At 64.5% G+C, this 20,513-nt stretch carries 16 protein-coding genes; 14 read left to right on the forward strand and 2 right to left on the reverse strand.

Translation table 11 applies throughout. The features are described from left to right. The first annotated feature begins 47 nt into the window (after positions 1-47). Positions 48-845, forward strand: coding sequence for a hypothetical protein (locus tag AC5RK6_RS01135; protein WP_320758225.1), 798 nt, complete (start codon positions 48-50; stop codon positions 843-845). 55 nt (positions 846-900) lie between these two features. Here AC5RK6_RS01135 and AC5RK6_RS01140 read toward each other — a convergent pair whose 3' ends face one another. Further along, entirely contained in the window at positions 901-2,007 is a 1,107-nt protein-coding gene (locus tag AC5RK6_RS01140) for a histidinol-phosphate transaminase (protein ID WP_320758226.1), read from the reverse strand. Between the two features lie 166 nt (positions 2,008-2,173). On the opposite strand from AC5RK6_RS01140, the gene AC5RK6_RS01145 reads away from it, so the two are divergent. The 11 genes from AC5RK6_RS01145 to AC5RK6_RS01195 all read left to right on the forward strand — a co-directional run bounded on the left by AC5RK6_RS01145 (position 2,174) and on the right by AC5RK6_RS01195 (position 16,748). After that, positions 2,174-2,983 (forward strand): fructosamine kinase family protein, encoded by an 810-nt coding sequence (locus tag AC5RK6_RS01145; protein ID WP_320758227.1) that lies wholly within the window; start codon positions 2,174-2,176, stop codon positions 2,981-2,983. Between the two features lie 98 nt (positions 2,984-3,081). After that, complete coding sequence (purB, locus tag AC5RK6_RS01150) at positions 3,082-4,536, forward strand: adenylosuccinate lyase (RefSeq protein ID WP_320758228.1); 1,455 nt, start codon at positions 3,082-3,084, stop codon at positions 4,534-4,536. Between the two features lie 104 nt (positions 4,537-4,640). Beyond that, positions 4,641-5,324 carry a DedA family protein gene (locus tag AC5RK6_RS01155; protein ID WP_320758229.1) on the forward strand — a complete coding sequence of 228 codons (684 nt, stop codon included), beginning with the start codon at positions 4,641-4,643 and terminating at the stop codon, positions 5,322-5,324. A 114-nt stretch (positions 5,325-5,438) separates the two neighbouring features. Continuing rightward, positions 5,439-6,689 carry an ATP-binding protein gene (locus AC5RK6_RS01160; RefSeq protein WP_320758230.1) on the forward strand — a complete coding sequence of 417 codons (1,251 nt, stop codon included), beginning with the start codon at positions 5,439-5,441 and terminating at the stop codon, positions 6,687-6,689. 208 nt (positions 6,690-6,897) lie between these two features. Beyond that, positions 6,898-7,143 carry a heavy-metal-associated domain-containing protein gene (locus AC5RK6_RS01165; protein WP_320758231.1) on the forward strand — a complete coding sequence of 82 codons (246 nt, stop codon included), beginning with the start codon at positions 6,898-6,900 and terminating at the stop codon, positions 7,141-7,143. A 113-nt stretch (positions 7,144-7,256) separates the two neighbouring features. Beyond that, complete coding sequence (locus AC5RK6_RS01170; protein WP_435730951.1) at positions 7,257-9,761, forward strand: heavy metal translocating P-type ATPase; 2,505 nt, start codon at positions 7,257-7,259, stop codon at positions 9,759-9,761. 118 nt (positions 9,762-9,879) lie between these two features. Then, complete coding sequence (locus AC5RK6_RS01175) at positions 9,880-12,636, forward strand: lysylphosphatidylglycerol synthase transmembrane domain-containing protein (protein WP_320758301.1); 2,757 nt, start codon at positions 9,880-9,882, stop codon at positions 12,634-12,636. Beyond that, the gene (locus AC5RK6_RS01180; RefSeq protein ID WP_435730952.1) at positions 12,636-14,279 is read left to right on the forward strand and encodes a DUF2079 domain-containing protein; all 1,644 of its coding nucleotides are present in this window, start codon (positions 12,636-12,638) and stop codon (positions 14,277-14,279) included. Before AC5RK6_RS01175 ends, AC5RK6_RS01180 begins: the two co-directional genes overlap by 1 nt. Before the next feature lie 9 nt (positions 14,280-14,288). Then, entirely contained in the window at positions 14,289-15,917 is a 1,629-nt protein-coding gene (locus AC5RK6_RS01185) for a DUF2079 domain-containing protein (RefSeq protein ID WP_320758146.1), read from the forward strand. A gap of 34 nt (positions 15,918-15,951) precedes the next feature. Beyond that, positions 15,952-16,392, forward strand: coding sequence for a fluoride efflux transporter FluC (locus tag AC5RK6_RS01190; RefSeq protein ID WP_435730953.1), 441 nt, complete (start codon positions 15,952-15,954; stop codon positions 16,390-16,392). Next, complete coding sequence (locus tag AC5RK6_RS01195; RefSeq protein ID WP_320758144.1) at positions 16,389-16,748, forward strand: fluoride efflux transporter FluC; 360 nt, start codon at positions 16,389-16,391, stop codon at positions 16,746-16,748. Before AC5RK6_RS01190 ends, AC5RK6_RS01195 begins: the two co-directional genes overlap by 4 nt. A 63-nt stretch (positions 16,749-16,811) precedes the next feature. On the opposite strand, the gene AC5RK6_RS01200 is transcribed toward AC5RK6_RS01195, so the two are convergent. Continuing rightward, positions 16,812-17,066: a hypothetical protein gene (locus AC5RK6_RS01200; protein ID WP_320758143.1), complete on the reverse strand. Its 255-nt coding sequence runs from the start codon at positions 17,064-17,066 to the stop codon at positions 16,812-16,814. Positions 17,067-17,646: 580 nt separating this feature from the next. On the opposite strand from AC5RK6_RS01200, the gene AC5RK6_RS01205 reads away from it, so the two are divergent. Together AC5RK6_RS01205 and pgm are read left to right on the forward strand one after the other, a co-directional pair. Next, positions 17,647-18,819 carry a glutathione S-transferase family protein gene (locus AC5RK6_RS01205; protein WP_320758142.1) on the forward strand — a complete coding sequence of 391 codons (1,173 nt, stop codon included), beginning with the start codon at positions 17,647-17,649 and terminating at the stop codon, positions 18,817-18,819. After that, on the forward strand, positions 18,816-20,486 hold the full coding sequence (gene pgm / locus AC5RK6_RS01210) for a phosphoglucomutase (alpha-D-glucose-1,6-bisphosphate-dependent) (RefSeq protein ID WP_320758141.1): 1,671 nt from the start codon (positions 18,816-18,818) through the stop codon (positions 20,484-20,486). Before AC5RK6_RS01205 ends, pgm begins: the two co-directional genes overlap by 4 nt. Positions 20,487-20,513 lie beyond the last annotated feature (27 nt).

Consider the following 20,513-nt stretch of genomic DNA (forward strand, 5'->3'; position numbering starts at 1 on the left):
CGCGGTGCCGTAACCTAGGAGGACGATCCCCAGCACAAGGAGTACGCATGAGACACGGCGCGCACGGCCCGGCGCGATGGCCGCTGTATTTCTTGCTCTTCGCGGCTGCCGTTCTTGCGGGCGTGCTCGCCCTGGTGGGGGTCTCGTATTTTTCTAGCGACGACGCCGCCGGGCCGGCGCCCACCGCCGCCGGCTCCGAACCCGGGCGCAGCGCCTCCGCTGATCTCACCCAGCTGCGCAACCAGGTCCACGACTTGCGCTCGGGCGCCTGCCCACATCCGGATACTGCCGCTGCTACCCTGGCCGATTACGCGACCGCGGCGGCCGCGGGTGGCACCTATACCGCTGAGGCACCGCTCCTCACCGAGGCTCTGCGCACCCTCTCCTCCAGCTGCGGGGCTGAATACACCCTGAGCTTAAGTACGGCGCTCGGTGATATTGCCGCCCCTGCGGATTTCCAATCTTTCGCGGCCTCGCGCCAGTGGTGGAAACTGGTGCGGCCCGCCCCACCGGAGGCCACCCGGCTGGAATCTTTCACCACCCCGATGAATAATGTGCGCTGCTCCCTTGACGAAAAAGCCGTCAATTGCACGATTTTCACCTATGACTACGTGTCCCCGCCCGGCTGCGAAGGTGAACCTGCCAATTACACCGTGGGTCTGACGGGCACCACCACCGCCGGGTGTTCCACCCAGGTGAGCACCGCCAAAGAGGTGCCCTACGGCAGCGTGGTGGCCGCGCACGGCTTCGCCTGCACCGCCGACCAATACGCCGGCATTTCCTGCTGGTCGGAGTTGACCGGCCACGGGTTTACGGTGCGGCGGGCCGCCGAAGAATTGTTCTAGCTGGCCCCGTGCCAGCTGACCGTAACGGGGGCCTTGAAGCGGCAGCGTCGGGAGCCTAGCTGCGGGCCAGCGCGCCCACGGCGGCGAGCACCCGGGTGCTACCTTCCGGTTCGGCCACGCTCACGCGCACCCCTTCGCCGAGCACCCGCACCAGTACCCCCGCATCCATACACGCATCCTCGAAACGCGCGGCGCTCACCCCGTGGCGAGCCAGTTCAGCCGCGGAAATCCACAGGAAATTCGCGTGGGAGGTAGGCGTGTGCCAGTCGGCCCGGGAGAGCTGCTCGGCCAGTTCATCGCGGGCGCGGGCCAGCTGCGCGGCGCGCTCCAGTACGGTTGGGGCTTCGCCGAGAGCGGCCTGACCGGCCACCTGGGCGAGGCGATTGACACCGAAAGGCGTGGCGATACGGCGCAGCGGTTCGGCCAGCGCGGGGCTGGTGAGCAGGTAGCCCAGCCGCAGCCCGGCCAGCGCAAAAGCCTTGGAAAAAGTGCGGGCCACCGCCACATTCGGGTACTGGCGCGCCAGTTCCTTACCGTTTTGTACGACGGCGCGGCTCGCCTGGCTCTCACCTACCGCGGGAGCGAAGTGGATATATGCCTCGTCGAGGAGTACCGGAATGCGGGCGGGGACCCGACTCAGGAAGCTAGCGAGCTCGGCATGCGGGATGGTGGTGCCGGTGGGGTTATTGGGCGAGCACAGCAGGATGGCCCGGGTGTTCTCCGTGATGGCAGCGGCCATGGCCTCGAGGTCATGGGTGCCATCCGCGCGCAACGGCACGCCCACGAAGCGCCCGCCCGCGGCGATGGTGGCAATCGGATAGGCCTCGAAAGAGCGCCACGGGCTGATTACTTCACCACCCGGGGTGACCACGGCTTGCAGGAATTTTTCAATGAGGGCGGTGGAGCCGTTACCCACCACGATCCCGGCCGGCTCCCATTCTTCAAAAGCGGCAAGCGCAGCGGTGAGTTGCGCGCAGGACATATCGGGATAGCGATTGAGCTCCCCGCCCTGGGCGACCGCGGCCGCGAGTGCGGCGGCCACCGCCGGGGTGGGCGGGAAAGGAACTTCGTTGCTGGAGAGCTTGACGCTATCGGCGTTGCGGGGGCGTTTCCCGGCGACGTAGCTGGGCAGATCGGCTAATTCGGGGCGGAACCATTGCATTCTTCTATTGTGCACCATCACCGCTAGCCACCCCGGGGCCGTTCCGCGCCGCCCGCGCACCGGTGGCTCCATGCTGCGCACCGTGTCCGCCCGCACCGTGCTCCGTCCCCGCGCACCGTTATCCGAACGGTGCGCCGCTCCGCACGGGGCGCCGTAGGATGCGGGTATGGAGACCTTTGCGAAAACCGGCGATCCGGCCGAGATCTGGGGTGAGGCGCTTTCGCTGGCGGAACTGGCCGAGGCCACACCATATGGCGGGGCGCCCGTCGTGCCTCTCCTTTCTACCGCCGCGGATCACGACCGCGGTATCTTGCGCGAGGAACGCTTGCGCTCCGTGCGCCCCACCGCGGTGGCCGCCAGGGAATTCGGGGCGCGCCTGGCCCGTACCCACGCCTGGGATCCCTCCGGGCACCGGATTTTCGGGCAGGCTCCCGGCGGCGCCAACCGCTCCCGTCCGATACGCCTGGGTTCCTGGGATTTACCGGTGGTACCGGCGAATTCTCCCGCGCGCAGCTTCGGGGAGTTCTACGCCGCGGATCGCATCGAACCCTATCTGCGCCCCGCCCGCGATAACGGGGCGCTGGAGGCGAGCGGTTCCCGCGCCCTGGAGCACTTATGTGAACGCCTACGGACCGGCGCTTTCGATAGCCCCCAACCGGCCCTGGTGCGTAGCCCGGCCGCTCTGCTCCACGGTGATTTGTGGAGCGGCAATGTGATGTGGACGGAGCGCGGTGGGGTGCTCATCGACCCGGTTTCCCACGGTGGGCACGCGGAAACCGACCTGGCCACCCTCACGGTCTTCCGCGCTCCTTTCGTGGAGGACATCTACGCCGGTTATAACGAAGCATCCCCGCTCGCCTCCGGGTGGCAGCACCGCATCGGCCTGCACAGCCTCCATATTCTTATCCTCCACGCCGCGCTGTTCGGCGGCTTCTACGGTGCGGAAACCCTGGCAGCCGCCCGGCCCTACCTCTAAGCTCGGCTAGCCGGACGTGCGTATCTCGCCGGCGCCGGGCGCAGCGGTGCATGGCATGCGGTTCTGCCAGCCGGGCGCGGATCTGCCAGAATAGAGCCATGAGTGAGCAGCGCGCGCCAGAATCAACTTCCGCATCCACCCCCGTCCCGAATATTTCCGGGCCGCTTTCCCCCTTAGATGGCCGCTACGCCAGCGCCACCGCCCCGCTGCAGCCCTACCTGTGCGAGGCCGCGCTCAACCGCTACCGAATTCACGTGGAAGTCGAATGGTTGATTTTCCTGTGCGAACGCGCGGTGATTCCCGGGGTGGGGGCGCTGCCCGATAGCGCCGTCGTATATTTGCGGTCACTTCCCGAAAAGTTCGACGACGCCGCGGCACGCGAGCTGGCTATCATTGAGGCGGAAACACGGCACGATGTCAAGGCTGTCGAATACTTCATCAAGAAGCGTATGGACGCGGGCGGGTTGGGTCACCTGCGCGAGATGGTCCATATTTTCTGCACCTCGGAAGATATTAATAGCCTGGCCTGGGCTTTGGGCGTGCGTGACGCGGTGCGCCGCTGCTGGTTGCCGCGCGCCTGGGGCCTGGTTTCAGATCTGAGCGCGCTGGCCCGCACGCACGCGGAGCTACCCATGCTGGCCCATACCCACGGGCAGCCGGCCTCACCCACGACCGTCGGCAAGGAGCTCGCCGTTTTTGCGCACCGCCTGCACCGTTCGCTGCGCCGGGTGGAAGCCGCGGAATACTACGGGAAATTCTCCGGGGCCACCGGGACTTTTTCCGCCCACACCACCGCGATTCCGGAGGCTAACTGGCCGGATCTGGCCCGCGATTTTGTGGAATCCTTGGGGCTGACCTGGAATCCGCTCACCACCCAGATTGAGTCCTATGATGCGCTTGCCGATCTTTTCGACGATATCGCGCACGTCAATCGCATCGCCCATAATCTCGCCACCGATATGTGGACCTATATTTCTCTGGATTATTTCCATCAGAACCTGGCGGCACAGGGCTCGACCGGCTCCTCGACAATGCCGCATAAGGTTAATCCCATTCGTTTCGAGAATGCGGAAGCGAATCTGGAGATCAGCTCCGGGCTCTTCGGGGTGCTCAGCCAGACTTTGGTGACCTCCCGGATGCAGCGCGATCTCACGGATTCCTCCACGAAACGCAATATCGGGGTGGCGCTCGGGCATTCCTACCTGGCCCTCGATAATTTGCGGCGCGGGCTGGCCGGGGTAGATCCCAATCCCGCCAAGCTTGCCGCGGACCTGGACGCGAATTGGGAGGTGCTGGGCGAACCGATCCAGCAGGCCATGCGGGCCGCAGCTCTGGGCGGTGCTGAGCATTTGGAAGATCCTTACGAGCGCCTCAAGGCGCTGACCCGCGGGCGGAAGGTCACCGCGGCAGATATGCGGGAATTTATTGCGGGCTTGGGTTTGCCGGGGGATATAGAGGAACGTCTTCTTGCTCTCACTCCGGCCGGGTACACCGGCCTGGCTGCCCGCCTCGTGGATTTCCTGGAGGACACGCCCGGGACCGCAGCCAGCTAAGCCTGCTAAGGTAACCGGCAGGCCGCGCGGCAGCGCGGCGGCGTCGTCGTAACGAATACGGCATATGTGCCGCACTTCGCGGCGTTCGCAACCGGAGGAGAAGCGTGAACGTAGCAGCATGGACAAGCGTCCTGGCGACCGCACCGGCGCCGGGCGGTGACCCGGGCGCGCTGGGCGGGATCACCGGCTGGGTGGTCAGTGTGATGGACGCTATCGGCGGGTTCGGGGCGGCGCTTCTTATTGCGCTGGAAAATATTTTTCCGCCGCTGCCTTCCGAGGTGATTTTGCCGCTGGCCGGATTCACGGCCTCCTCCCCCACCTCGAATATGACGCTCATCGGCGCGATTCTGTGGTGTACCGCCGGTTCGCTGGCGGGGGCCTGGCTGCTGTACGGGCTGGGCGCCTGGCTCGGGCGGGAACGCACCCGCAAAATTCTGCTGTGGTTCCCGCTCACCAAACAATCCGATGTGGATAAAACCGAGGCATGGTTCGATAAGCACGGCAGTTGGACGGTGTTCTTCGGGCGCATGGTGCCGATTTTCCGTTCCCTTATTTCACTTCCTGCCGGCGTGACGAATATGGGGATGCTGAAATTTACCGCGCTGACGGCGGTGGGCTCGGCGATCTGGAATACGATTCTGATTTACGCCGGTTACCTGCTGGGCGCGAATTGGACCATCGTGGAAGATTACGTGGGGATTTTCGCGAAGATCGTGGCGGTGGTCTGCCTGGTGATCGCGGTGGGGTGGATTATTCACCGCGTGGTTGTGAACCGGCGGGGGCGCTAGAAAGTAGAACCCTCAAGCAATTCCGGCTCAAGGTAGCGTGGGAGTCCGGCTAAAAGTAGGATAGAAACCCGGCTAAAGGTAGCGTAGGGCGCCTGCTAACGGTAGGATAGGGCTATGCGTTACCATAAGCGAGCAATTGATACGCGGCTAGACGCATTACTTCCCGAAGTTCCCGCAATCGCGATTGACGGCGCGAAAGGCGTAGGGAAAACCGCCACTGCCCTGCAGCGCGCAAACACGGTATGGCTGCTCGACCGCCCCGAAACTCAATATGTGGCGGCCGCGGATCCAGATTTCACCACCGTCGCGCCCGGCACCCTCTTATTGGACGAATGGCAGAAAGTCCCAGCGGTGTGGGATTCTGTGCGGCGCCAGGTAGACGGGGGTGCACCTGCGGGAAGATTCCTACTGACCGGCTCAGCCACGCCTTTCGATGCCAGCGGGCTGCACAGCGGAGCTGGACGAGTGCTCTCTTTACGGCTGCGCCCGATGGCATTATTCGAACGCGAACTTGTTGAATCTAGCGTGAGTTTCGGCGAACTGCTCAGAAACCCGAATCAAGACATAGCCGGCCATACGCATTTCGCTTTGCCGGATTATTGCCGTGCCATAGCACGGAGCGGTTTCCCCGGGATCATGACGAAATCCGCTGAAGTAACCCAAGAGTTACTGGATTCGTATCTGCGCTTGATTATCGACCGTGATTTACCCGATTACGGAGCAACGGTGCGCCGCCCGGAAGTATTACACCGCTGGCTGGCCGCGTACGCCGCGGCGAGTTCCCTTACAACGTCGTACGCCAATTTATTAGATGCCACCACCGGCGGGGACGGCACGCAGCCGGCAAAAAGCACCACGATTACGTACCGCGAACACCTCACCGCACTGTGGATTCTGGACCCCATTCCCGGTTGGGCACCCGCCAGCAATGCTTTGAAGCGGCTGCAACTCGCCCTGAAACACCAGCTAGCAGATCCGGCACTGGCGCTGCGGCTACTTAACCTAAACGAGACCACATTGCTGGGTGCGCGCGGGCAGAAGTTCTTGGGGCAGCTATTCGAGTCCCTAGCCGCGCTGAGCGTGCGAGTCGCAGCCGAAGCCAACCGGGCCCGCGTATTCCACTTACGAACCCGCAACGGAGACCACGAGGTGGACTTGATAGCAGAAGGCCCGAGCGGAGAAATCGCCGGGGTGGAAGTGAAACTCGCCAACGCGATTAGCGAGCACGACGTACAGCATCTGCTGTGGTTGCGCAAGCAAATTCCCGAACAGGAGCCGCTGCTCATGGTCCTCAACACCGGCACCCAGGCATACCGCCGCCCCGACGGAATTTACGTTATCCCTCTCGCATTGTTGGGAGCGTAAATGCGGCGACGGCGCTCAGCCTAGGCGCGCTACGATCGTGAATTCGAAGCAAGCGATTCCTCGGGCCATACAATGAAACACGTGGATAAAAACCACTCGAGCAGAAAGATTCGCCACTGCTGGGCTTGCGGATAAGCGGGAATAGCACCGCGTAGATTCGTGTTAAACCGGGTGCACCCCACCTCGGGGCTGAAGAAGGAGGCGCACCATGGCAACAGAAGAATTTGATCGCACTATCGAGCTGAAAATCACCGGGATGACCTGCGAAAATTGCGTCAAGCACGTGAGCGCGGAACTCGATGCTCTCCCGGATGTCAACAGCGTACTCGTCACCCTGAACCCGGAAGGCACCTCCTCGGTGCTCGTCTACACCCCGCACGATTTTTCCGACGAGGACCTCACAGCTGCGGTAGCCGAAGCCGGCGACTACACCGTGACCGAGATCATCCGCTAAATACCACTCGCTCACACATATTTTTAGGCACCCGGTGCCGTGATAAGCACCCGCTGCCGCGGACCACCACCCGCGACAGCCCACCTAAGTGCGCCTACGTAAGGAGATTTTTCGTGTCCGAGCCCCCACAGGCCGCGGCTGCGCCGTCGTTCCACACCGCACGCAACACCACAGGCACCGCGACCGAAAATCTTGATGCCGCCCCCGTTGCCGAAGTGAACCTCGCGATTTCCGGAATGACCTGCGCGTCCTGTGTGGCGCGCGTGGAAAAGAAACTCAATAAGCTGCCCGGAGTGCGCGCCTCCGTCAACCTCGCCACCGACGAAGCACACCTTGAACTCAGCGAGGCCGCGGCCCAGCTCGACACCGCCGATTTCCTCACCCAGGTGAGCGCAGCCGGCTACGCAGCCCGGCTCATTTCCCGCACGGCCCTCACCCCCACGGCCGGGAGCAGCACCACTGCAGGCGCGGGCGCCCGCACGGGCACAACCGATGTGCACGACGACGCGCACCCGGCCACCGCAACCGCGAGCGCCCATGCCGAATCCGCCCGCGCAGCCTCCGAGGTACGCGAAGCAGCCGATGCCAGGGCCGGCGCCCGTATCGCTGCGCTGCGGCGCCGTTTCTGGATCTCGCTGGCTCTCTCCATCCCCGTGGTAACGCTCTCCATGATCCCAGCCCTGCAATTCCCGTACTGGCAGTGGGTCATCGGCGCGCTCACCCTCCCCATCGCGCTCTGGTGCGGCTGGCCCTTCCACCGTTCGGCCGCCGCCGCGCTCCGCCACGGCTCCACCACCATGGACACGCTCATTTCGCTGGGAACCCTGGCCTCGCTGGGATGGTCCATCTGGGCGCTCCTGTGGGGCGGAGCCGGCGGCGCGGACTACCGCATGTCTATGACCGGGATTCATGCACTCGCCACCGGAACCGCGCACGGCTCCCACGTGTATTTCGAAACCGCGGCCATGATCGTTACATTCCTGCTGCTGGGGCGTTGGCTCGAAACCCGCTCGCGCCGCAGCGCGGGAGATGCGCTGCGGTCCCTCCTTGCATTAGGGGCCGACGACGCCCGCCGGGTACGCACCGCCTCCGGAGCGGATGTTGATGACATTGTTCCTGCTAGCGACCTGGCCGTCGGGGACGAATTCCTCGTGGCCCCCGGCACGAAAATTGCGACCGACGGGGTGGTGATCTCCGGGACTACCGCGGTGGATGCCAGCCTCCTCACCGGCGAATCCACCCCGATTGACGTGGGGCCTGGCGATGAAGTGACCGGGGCAACCCTCACCACCGCGGGCGCGATCCGGGTGCGGGCCACCCGGGTGGGCCGCGATACCACCCTGGCGCAGATGGGCCGCCTCCTCACCCGCGCCCAATCCGGGAAAGCCCCCGTGCAGGCGCTCGCAGACAGGGTTTCCGCGGTCTTTGTCCCCGCGGTTATCCTCATTGCGCTCGTGACGTTCGGGGTGCGCCTGGCGCTCGGCAATCCTCTTGACCTGGCCATCATGACCGGCATTACGGTGCTGGTGGTGGCCTGCCCTTGCGCCCTGGGCCTGGCCACCCCGACCGCTCTCATGGTGGGTTCCGGGCGGGCTAGCCAGCGTGGCGTCCTCATCCACGGCCCGGAAACCCTGGAAAGTGCTCATAGCGTCAACACCATTATTCTGGATAAAACCGGCACCCTCACCACCGGAACCATGGCCGTGGACCGGGTGCTCCTCCCGCCTGCCGGGGCACGTGGCGGTAGTGGCGCCGTCGCCGCTCATAAAGAAGCGCTCGCCCTGACCGCGAGCGTGGAAAACTATTCCGAGCATCCTCTTGCCCGCGCTATCGTGGCCCGGGCCCGCGAAGAAGGCGTGGAGCTGAGCCCCGCCACCGATTTTGAGAATCTGGCCGGGCAGGGCGTGCGTGCCACCATCGGCGGGCAGCGCTACTACGCGGCCTCCCCGCGCGCCTTACGCGAAGCCGGAGTTGATCTCTCCGAGTGGGAGAGCGTGCTGGAAGAAGCTGCGAGCGACGGGGCGTCCCTCGTTATGCTGGCACGCGACAGCGCGGTAAGCGAAGCACTCGCTCTCATCACGGTACGTGACCAGCTGCGCCCCACCTCCGCCGCGGCCCTCGCCGAGCTCAAGAAGCTGGGTCTCACCCCGATTCTGGCCTCCGGGGATAACGCGGCCACCACGCGCGCGGTGGCCCGGGCCGCCGGAATCGACATCGTGCACGCCGAGGTCCTCCCCGCAGACAAGGTCCGGGTGGTGGAAGCGGCCCGCGCGGCCGGTGCGCGAGTTGCGATGGTCGGGGATGGAGTGAACGACGCCGCAGCTCTGGCCGCCGCGGACCTCTCCATTGCCATGGGCTCGGGCACGGACGTCGCCAAGGCCGCCTCCCATATCACCATCGTGAACTCCGATCTGCGCAATGTGGGAGCGGCACTACGTATCTCCGCCGCCACCTTGCGGGTGATCCGCCAGAATCTGGCCTGGGCTTTCGGCTACAACCTCATTGCTATTCCGGCGGCGGTGGCCGGGATTATCCTGCCGGGTTTGGCCGCCGCGGCCATGGCGACCAGCTCGGTTATCGTGGTGCTCAATTCGCTGCGGCTACGCCGGGCCGAGTAGTGCTGCGCTGAGTAGGAGGGCCGCGCACGGCGCGGGCATGGACCGCACACCGTGGCCCGCACCGCATAGCCGCGCCGGGTCACAGGAGAAAGTACTACCCATCTACTAGACTGGGCTGGTGCGCCACAACGAGGAAACGAGCCCGGTTCAGCCGGCGGAGGTACAACCCGCCCCGGCTGCGGTAAACGCGCCGGAAGCGCCCACCGCCACGGCTAGCTCGCCCACCTCTGCCGATCCTGCCGTGCACCGCGTCCTCCTCGTGGACGAAATCGCGCGCTGGACTCGCCGCCCCGCTAACCTGCTGCGCGGCATCCTCTTCACCCTGGCCATCGCCGGGATGCTCCTTATCTCCCGCTTCGGCTACACCACCACCGTGGCCGTCACGCACGATGTCGCGAACGCGGCCCCGGATACCCTCCGCACCATTTTCTCCATGCCGATTAACGTGCTCGAGGGCCTCGTCTCGCTTTTCCTTCCCCTCCTGCTTTTCTTCGATATCATCCGTTACCGGCGCTGGCGCACCCTCGTGACCGCGCTGGTGGCCATGGCCGGCGCGCTCGCCATCTGCTACGGTTCACTGTGGCTTTTCGAGCGCTTCATGCCCACGTCCCAAATCACCATCGACCTCTCGGATACCATCCAAGAACAGGCCGCCGTGGGTATGCTCCCCTACGTCTCGATTATCGCCACCATTTTGGTGGTGGCGGCCTCCGAGCGTCAGGGCCGGCTGGTGCGCACCGGCTGGTGGGCCTTGGGAATAGTGCTGGTGCTCTCCGTGCTGCAGGGCGCCCAAACCCTCACCGGCGCGCTCACCACCGTGTTCGTGGGGATGGCCTGCGGCTATTTCGCTCTTTATGCTTTTGGGGATTCGCCCGACCGCGCCACCGGCGCCGCCGTCGTCACTCTGATTCGCCGCGCCGGCCTGGACGCGCACAGCATTATCCGCGTGGATGCGGGCGACGACGCCGATATGCACGCGTGGTCCGTTCCCGTGACCGGCCCGCTCGGATACGTGGATACCGCGATTCTCAAGGAGCTACGCGAGGCCCTCACCGGGCACATCGGGCAGGCTGATGCCGCGTTCACCACCGCGGCAAGCGCGGAACATGAGGGCACGCTTCCCGCGAGCGCTACGGGTGCCGACCCGCTGGGCGAACCGGAGGACGATATTAACGTGCGCGCCCTCATTACCCGGGCCCGCCATGATGTCCACCCGCTTATCGGGGATGTCAATTCCCGCCACTATGTGGTTACCTTGGCCGACGGCACCCATTACGTTGCCGCGCTTATTGACTCGGATCGTGCGGTCCTCGGGCGCCTGGCCAGTGCCTGGCAGCGGGCCACCCTCACCCAGGTCACCCAGCGGACCGGGGATAACGTGGAGGAAACCGCCGAGCGCACCCTCCTCATGGAAGCCCTGGCTGTCCACGCCGGGGTGGCCCCGCGGCGCGATGCCCATTACGCGGCAGCTGGCGCGTCCGCCGTCGTCGCTTTTGCCGATATTGAGGCCGTTCCCCTCACGGATCTGGAGCCGGAAGACATTTCCGACGCGGCGCTGGACGCCATGTGGTCCACGCTCGAACGCGCGCACGCCCGCGGGCTCACCCACCACGATATTCGCGCCGGGGTGGTCGCGGTGCGCGGGGACGAAGCCCTCATCACCCATTGGCGCAACGGCAGTTTTTCTTCTAATGAGCTTTCCCGGCATATTGATTTGGCGCAGCTCTACCTGCTGCAGGCGGTGGCGGTAGGTCCGGAGCGCGCCGTCGCCTCCGCGCTGCGCTGCATTTCCCGCGACCGGCTTTCCTCGGTGGCCCCGACTGTGCAACGCACCATTATGCCGGCGCAAACCTTGGCCGAACTCGAGGATAAAAAAGGCGTGCAGCGCATGCGCGAAGTCCTACTGGAAGCCCTCCCGCAGGATATCGGCACCGCCACCCAGACCATTCAGCTGCGCAAATTCTCCGCGAAGACGATTATTACCATCGTCATCGGGGTGCTGGCCGTCTTTATTCTGCTCGGCTCCATTAATTTCACCGAGCTCCAAGAAACAATTCGCAGCGCCAACCCGTGGTGGATGCTCGCCGCCTTTATCGCTAGTTTCGCGACCTACGTGGGCGCGGCACTGTGTCTGAAAGCGTATACGGCCGAGCGCCTGCCGCTGTGGGAAACCAGCGAGGTGCAGATCGCCGCCTCGGTGCTGGGCTTGGTTATGCCGGCTGGGATCGGGCCGCTCGCCCTCAATTTGCGCTATCTGCAACGCAATCAGGTAGCCACTCCGGTCGCGGTGGCAACCGTGTCCCTGGTGCAGATCGCGCAGTTTATTACCACGGTGCTGCTGCTTTTGGCCCTCGGGCTGCTCACCGGCGACTTCGGGAATCTTTCTATCCCGAGCACCTCCGTGATGCTCATTGTGGCGGCGGTGGCGGCCCTAGGCGCGGCCGTTTACTTTATTCGCCCGCTGCGTCGCAAGGTCATTGACCTGGTGCGCCCCACCATCGAGCAGGTGTGGCCGCGCGTGGTGTGGCTCGCCACCCATCCCTCCCGGATTCTTGCTGGTTTCGGCGGTTCCCTCCTCATGACGGTGAGTTTCGTGGCGGCCTTCGGTTTCTCCCTGGCGGCCTTCGGGGAGACCCTGCCGGTGGTCACCCTGGCGATCACCTACCTGGTTTCTAATTCGGTGGGCTCCCTGGTGCCCTCCCCCGGCGGTATCGGCCCGGTGGAAGCGGCCCTCACCGGCGGGCTCACCATCGCGGGCCTGCCGTATTCGGTGGCCTTCTCCACCGCGATCCTCTACCGCTTGCTCACGTTCTGGGCGCGGGTACCCATCGGCTGGTTCGCGCTGCGTCACCTCCAGAAGAAAGACATTATCTAATGCGCGGCGGGCCGGCGCGGGAAGTGGAAGGGCGCAGGGTGCGGGCACGTTCGCGAACGGCCGTGGTGCGCGCGTGGGCACGCAACCACTGTGATACGACGGCGCTGCTCCTGGCCGCGGGGGCTTTCGCCGTGTATCTGTTCTTTTCCTGGTACACCTGGGTGAACTTTTCCTCCCCTTCGTGGGATCAGGGCATTTTCACCCAGCTGGCCGACCAGTACGCCCGCTGGCAATTCCCACCCATCGTGGATATTAAAGGCCCGGGCTTCAACCTGTGGGGCGATCATTTCCATCCCATTTTGCTGCTGACCGGGCCGCTGTTCTGGCTCTGGCCTTCCGGGATGAGCCTGCTCACCCTCCAAGCGGTACTCTTCGGAATCTCGGTGTATCCCATCACGCGCTTCGCCCGGGCGCGGGTAGGGGCCGTGCCGGGCACCCTCATCGGGGTGGCCTACGCTGCCAGCTGGGGGCTCACCTCCGCGCTCGTGGTGCAATTCCACGAAATTGCTTTCGCGGTGCCACTGCTCGCTTTCGGGTTAACCGCCTGGTTGGAGGGGCGCTACGGGCGCGCCGCCGTGCTCATCGCCCTGCTGGTTTTCGTCAAGGAGGACCTCGGCCTCACGGTGGCCTGCTTCGGGGTGCTGGCGGCGCTGCTCAGCTGGCGCGGAGCGCGCAGGCGCAGCGGTGCGTCCAGTACCGGCGACGCGGCCGCGGCCGGCAGTGCCCGGCAGCGCGGCGGCCACAGCACGCGCGACTGGCGCGAACCGGCTGGCATCGGCGCCTTCCTGGCCGCCTGGGGCACCGCGTGGTTCCTGGCCGCCACCCAGGTTATCCTCCCGGCTTTCAACAATTCCGGGCAGTGGGATTATGCCGGGCGGGTGCGCGAAGGCCTCGACCTGGCGAGCATGTTCCTCGAGCCCAATCGCTGGGGCACCCTCTGCTATATCGTGGCTGCCCTGGGGATCGTGGGGCTGCGCAGCCCGTGGGCGGCGCTGCTGCTACCCACTCTCGCCTGGCGTTTCGTGGGAGATAACCCCTACTACTGGACTATTTTGTGGCATTATTCAGCGGTGCTCGCGCCGATGATCGCCGTCGCGCTGACCGATGGGCTCGCGCGGGCGGGTGCGCGCGGCGGCGTCGTACCACCATCGCGAGCGCAGGAATCCGCAACCGCGCAGCGCGATGCCCTGGGAGTGCTGGCTCGCTGCCCGCGCCTGGCCGCGGCGGCCCTTGCCCTCGCATTGATTTCCAGTGTGCTCGGCACCGCTTCCAACGGCTTCGGCTCCTGGCTCACGGGGCGTTCCAATACCCAGCAATACGTGTATTTTTCCGATTACGGCGCCACCCAGACCGCCGAGCAGCGCGAAGGCGCCCGCGCGGCGGTGGCGGCTGCCGGCACCGGGCGGCATATCCTCGCCGACGTGGTCATGATGGCCTACGTTGTTCCAGGTAATACCGTGTATTGGGAGCATAGCTACGCGGGCGCGTATATTGACACGGTGGTGTTCTCCAACCGGCTCAACCACGGGGACGGCGCCCAGGTGGTGGCCTGGATTACCGCTAAAGTTGGCGGGCAGTGGCATATTGTCACAGAGGAAGCCGGCTATGTGGTGGTGGCGCGTGACGGCACAGACGGAAGGTGAGGAACGGATATGATGGCTCTCCGCACGGCGCCGGCTCGCACCGCGACCTGGTACCGCCCGCTGCGCACCGACCCGGCTCCCTACCTGGTGGCGCTCGGCAGTTTCATTCTTTTCACCGCTTTTTCGCTGCACCAATGGGCTTCTATGCAGACGTCCTCCTGGGACCTGGGTATTTTCACGCAGCTCGCCCAGCGTTACGCACATCTCGAAGCGCCCATCGTGGAAATCAAAGGCCCCGGGTTTAACCTGTGGGGTGATCATTTCCATCCCATCCTGGTGGTGCTCGGCCCGATTTTCGCGCTGTGGCCCAGCGGCGCCACCCTGCTTATTGTGCAAAATGCGCTCTTCGCGGTGTCCGCGATTCCGCTTACCCGCCTGGCGCGGGCGCGCTGCGGGGCCGGGGCGGGGACCGCTCTCGGCCTGATCTACGCGGTGTCCTGGGGTTTTTCGGCCGCGGTCGCCGCGCAATTCCACGAGATCGCCTTCGCGGTCCCCCTCCTCGCCTACGGGCTGACGGCCTGGATGGAAGGCCGCTACCTCCGCGCCGCGCTCCCGCTCGGCATGCTCGTTTTCGTGAAGGAAGACCTCGGCCTCACGTTGGTTGCTTTCGGTGCGGCCGCGCTGCTGGCGGAGTTTTTCGCGCAAAGGCGGGCGGTCTGCGGCGTGGTGGAACAGAACGACGACGCCGCGCCGCAGCGGCGCGGGCCAGCACCGCGAGCGCGCTTATCCACCGCGTGGCGCACCCCCGCGGGGCGCTGGGCTGCGGGCCTGGCGGTATGGGGCGCGCTGTGGTTCGTGCTCTCCATCTGGGTGCTCCTGCCGGCTTTCAATCCGGACGGCGCCTGGGATTACACGGATCGCCTCACGGGCGATGCTGGGCTTTTCACCGGCGCATCTACGAAGCTGATGACCCTGGCGGTGCTGCTGGGCAGTGCCGGGGTGGTGGGCCTGGCCAGCCCGTGGATCCTTCTCATGATCCCGACCCTGGCCTGGCGTTTCACCGGAAACGTGGAGTACTACTGGGGCCTGGACTGGCATTATTCCGCCGTGCTCATGCCGATTGCCACCATTGCGCTGCTTGATGGGCTAGGGCGGCTGGAGCGCTTCGCGAAGCTGCGGGCGCTCGCGGGGCATACTGAGCACGCGGACCTTAACGGGCACATTACGCCCAGCAGATCCGGCACGCGCAGCGAGTGCAGTGCACGCAGCGGGCACGTCAAGCGCGGCTTGATTGCGCTCGCCCTGGCGGCCAGCTTGATTGCCACGGTGATCGGTACCCGCACCAACGCGGTGGGCTGGTGGTTCCAAGGGCGTTATGACGGAGCGAGCGCAGAGGAGCGCGCCGGCGCGCGCGAAGCCCTGGCCGCGGTGCCGGATGGTTCCCACGTGGTTACCGATATTCATATGCTGGCCTACCTGGTGCCGAATAACACGGTGTACTGGGAGGGAACCCGCGGGAATGCCGGGGCGAACGCGGTGGTCTTCGCACCCCAATCGAAAGCCAAGCACGGTGATGCGCAGCAGATCCTCAACTGGGCCAGCACCACCTTCGGGGGTACCTGGCATATTGCGAGCGATAAGGGCGGCTACGTAACCGTGCTGCCCGGCGAAGCCCCCGCGCGCGAGGAAGGAAAATAACACGGCTGCATCTAGATCTACCGCAACGTCTTCCGTGCGCCCGCTCTATCGTGACGCGACCGGGCTGCTTCTCGTTTTCCTCGGTGGCGGGGCGGGCACGGTAGCACGCGCGCTCGTCCCGAGCGCGGCAGCGCCGATTATCGTCAATCTTGCGGGTGCGTTCCTCCTTGGCCTCATCACCGGCTTCTTCACCACGGGCACGCATCGGTACGGGGCCCGGCTGCGCCTACTGCTCGGCACCGGTTTTTGCGGCGGTTTCACCACCTATTCAAGTTTCGTGGCGCTCAGCGCCCACCTGGCCACCGGCGAGGTTCTCAGCGGTGCGCCTAGCGAGTTGGCGCGCCTGGCCGGCCTGGCTGCGGGAGGCACACTTTTCGGTGGTTTCCTGCTGGCTTTGGCCGGGATGACCTGCGGGCGCGCGCTGGGCCGGCGCTTCCTCGCGGCACGCCGGCGCGCGGGCGGTGATGCAGCATGACGCTCCTGCTTCTTGGTCTAACCGGTGGGCTGGGTGCCCTATGCCGCGGGATTCTCGATTCTTTCCTCACCGCGCGGCTCAAGCCAACGTGGCCGGCCGGGATCTTCACGGTCAATGTAATCGGCTGTTTCCTCTTCGGACTGGTGACCGGCGGCGGGGTACTTTCCGCCTGGATCGGCCCGTACAGTCTTTACGTCACCACCGGTTTTTTGGGTGGTTTCACTACTTTTTCGACGGCGATGACCGACGCCCTCGGCCTCTTCGAAAAACACCGCTATTGGGCCTGCATCAGCCTCCTGCTCGGGAATTTCCTCCTTGGCATCGCGGCGTTCTTCGCCGGCCTGGTGCTCGGGTAGAACCGGGTAGAGGACCAAGAGTCGGCGGACACTCCCGGTCCAGAACACTCAAGCCATCAAGGATTATGCGGCCGCAAACCTCTGGTTAGCGCCTTGGCGTGTCATACCCAAAACATCACCAATAGCTTGCCATGTTTTACCGGCTGCGCGAGCCCGAGCGACCGCCGCGTCTAGCCGATTGTCCGCCGCGCGTAGCTCTATCTGAGCCACTGCAACTTGCGCAAGATACGGGTCATCAACGGTTGCAATAGGGTCTGGCCCCTCGCCACCGTTCGCGTTTTCCACTTCATCAAGCATATCTTCAATAGAGCGTTTCACTAGAAATCGCCTTTCACTCGCAGAAATTTTTTACAGGCTTTCATAGCGTGGAAAATACGGTCATCATCGCTAATACACAGTTCGAGCAGTTGCCCAGACTGACTTGGCCCGATGATCAACACGTAGCCGTCCATATAATGCGTTTTTATCGCATTACGGGCGGCAGCCGAATATCTTCGGCTGCAATGCCGTGCCGGTACGCGCTATCCCCCATCTCCGCGTTGTCAACAATAATTACCACAACCCCGAACGTCAATGAAAATTACCAGGCGCATGGAGAATATCCGCAACCCACAACCCCGCGATTATATAAACCTCAGATCTCCCAGGAAGCACATTATTTTCCACGGAGGCCCTGCGTGTTTTCACGCCTGTACTGCGCTCGTAACACACGCGAAGTACAACTCAGAAAATACTCCCCCACCCGCTAACAGGCCCGGCTCGAACCACGGCGGCAGCATGCAGTATGCGAAAGCCTGGCCCCCACCCACCCAATCTGATATATTCTTCAACGACTATGGGGGCAGAGACCGACGCCCCAATCAACAACCAACACTCACCGACGCGCAGGGAGGCGACTATGACCATCGGAACAACATTTACTCGCCGCGGCGAAGGCTACAGCCGCGACGCTCGCTATATCACCACTCGCGTGAGCCGCGACAGCGCCAGCTTCCCCGTGGAGCCGGGCCGTTACCGCCTCATTGCGGCGCGCGCCTGCCCGTGGGCGAATCGCACCATGATCGTGCGTCGCTTGCTCGGGCTGGAAAATGCTATATCACTGGGAATCCCCGGGCCCACCCACGATGAACGATCCTGGATTTTTGACCGTGATGAGGGCGGGGTGGATCCAGTGCTCGGTATCCATTTTCTGCGCGATGCCTACCTGGCCCGCGACCCGAATTTCTCCTTGGGAATTACGGTTCCAGCCCTGGTGGATCTTGCTAGCGGCGCCGTCGCCACAAATGATTTTGCGCAGATGACGCTCGATTTTTCTACCGAGTGGCGCGATTTCCACCGCGAAGGCGCCCCGGACCTCTACCCCGCGGAACTGCGCCAGCCCATGGACGCGCTCATGCGCTATATCTACACCGAGATTAATAATGGCGTCTACCGCTGCGGTTTCGCCGGCAGCCAGGAGTCCTATAACCGCGCCTACCTGCGCCTTTTCGCGGCGCTGCGCAATATTTCCGAACTGCTGGCGGGGCGCCGCTACCTCATGGGCGATCACATTACCGAAGCGGATGTGCGTCTCTTTACTACCCTGGTTCGTTTCGATTCCGTCTACCACGGGCATTTTAAATGCAATGAAAAGAAACTGACCGAGATGCCGGTACTGTGGGCCTATGCGCGTGATCTTTTCCAGACTCCCGGATTCGGAGACACCGTGGATTTCGAGCACATTACCTCGCATTATTACCAAGTCCACCTGGATGTGAACCCCAACCAGATCGTGCCGCTAGGCCCGGATACGTCCGGATGGCTCAGCCCGCACGGCCGCGAAGCCTTGGGCGGTGCGCCTTTCGGCGGGCCGGCCACCCGTGGGGAACGCTCCACCGCGCCCGGGCCGGTCGCTCCCGGCGAGGAAGTTCCACCGGCCGCGCGTGCCGGGCACTGGGGGAATATCCACGAAGAACTCGCGCGCGCCACAGAAGCCGCGAACAGCCGCACGCACGGCAGCAACGGCGATGTTATCCACCCGCGGAACAAGTCCCGCGATTGGGGCGCAATTCGTGGGATACTCAATGTATGAACGAACGCGCAGGAACCCCGGCTCGCCCCGAAGATCTCATCAATGTTGATGAGCTGGTGGCGGCATATTACGATATCGAACCCGATCCGAATAACCCCCTCCAGCAGGTGGTTTTCGGAACTTCCGGCCATCGCGGCTCCGCTTTCGATGGCGCCTTTAATGAAGCCCATATCGCGGCAACCACGCAGGCGATTGTGGACTACCGCAATGCCCAGGGTTATGACGGCCCCATTTTCGTGGGCCGTGATACCCACGGGCTGTCCCTCCCGGCGGAAAAAACCGCTATCGAGGTGCTGGTAGCTAACGGCGCTGATGTGCGGGTGGATGCTCGCGGCTCGTGGACTCCCACCCCGGCGGTCTCGTTGGCTATCTTGGAGGCGAACGGCGCCCCGCACGCGTTGCGCTTGGATGGCCCGGGTCTGGCGGACGGCATTGTTATTACCCCGTCTCACAACCCGCCGCGCGATGGCGGCTTCAAGTACAATCCGCCCAACGGCGGCCCGGCGGATACCGATGCCACGAAGTGGATCGCGGCCCGGGCCAATGAGCTCATCGCCGCGGGATGGAAGAACATCGCTCGCGTGCCCTACGCGGAAGCGGCCCAGCAGGTCGGCACCTACGATTTCCGCGATGCTTACGTGACCGCCCTCGATACCATCATCGATTTCGAGGCGATCCGCACCGCGGGTGTGCGCATCGGCGCGGACCCGATGGGCGGCGCTTCGGCCGAATACTGGCAGGAAATCGCGGATCGCTACGGCATTAACCTGACCGTGGTGAACCCCGACGTGGATCCGGCCTGGCCCTTTATGACCCTGGATTGGGACGGCAAGATCCGCATGGACTGCTCCTCGCCCTACGCTATGGCGGGCCTGCTCCACCGCATGGAGCCGGATGCGAGTGGCCGCGCCCCGTACGATCTGGCCACCGGGAACGACGCCGATTCTGATCGGCACGGTATTGTCACCCCGGATGCCGGCCTCATGAACCCCAACCACTACCTCGCGGTGGCCATCGAATACCTCTTCACCCACCGCCCGCAGTGGTCCGAGCGGGTGAACGTCGGGAAAACCCTGGTGTCCTCCTCGCTTATCGACCGGGTGGTGGCCGGCATTGGCCGCACCCTCGTGGAGGTCCCGGTGGGCTTCAAGTGGTTTGTATCCGGCCTGGTGAGCGGGGAAATCGGCTTCGGCGGGGAAGAATCCGCCGGCGCTTCTTTCCTCCGCAAGGACGGTTCGGTGTGGACCACGGATAAGGACGGGCTCGTGCTCGACCTGCTCGCGGCGGAAATCACCGCGGTGACCGGCAAGTCGCCCTCCCAGCTCCACAATGAGCAGGTGGAACGCTACGGCTCCTCGGCTTATGCCCGGATCGACGCCCCGGCCACGAAGGAAGAAAAGGCCAAGCTCGGCAAGCTTTCCCCGGCGGACGTCACAGCAACGGAACTGGCCGGCGAGCCGATCACCGCGAAGCTGGTGGAGGCCCCCGGGAACCACGCAGCGATTGGCGGCCTCAAGGTCACCACGGAAAACGCGTGGTTCGCGGCCCGGCCTTCCGGCACGGAGGATGTCTACAAGATCTACGCGGAATCCTTCCGCGGCCCGGAGCACCTGGCCCAGGTCCAGGAGGAGGCACGCGCCGTGGTTGCGGCCGCGTTGGGTAACTAATAAGTACGTCACTACATAGGAACGACG

The organism is Actinotignum sp. usb-actsch-213 (assembly GCF_059085665.1).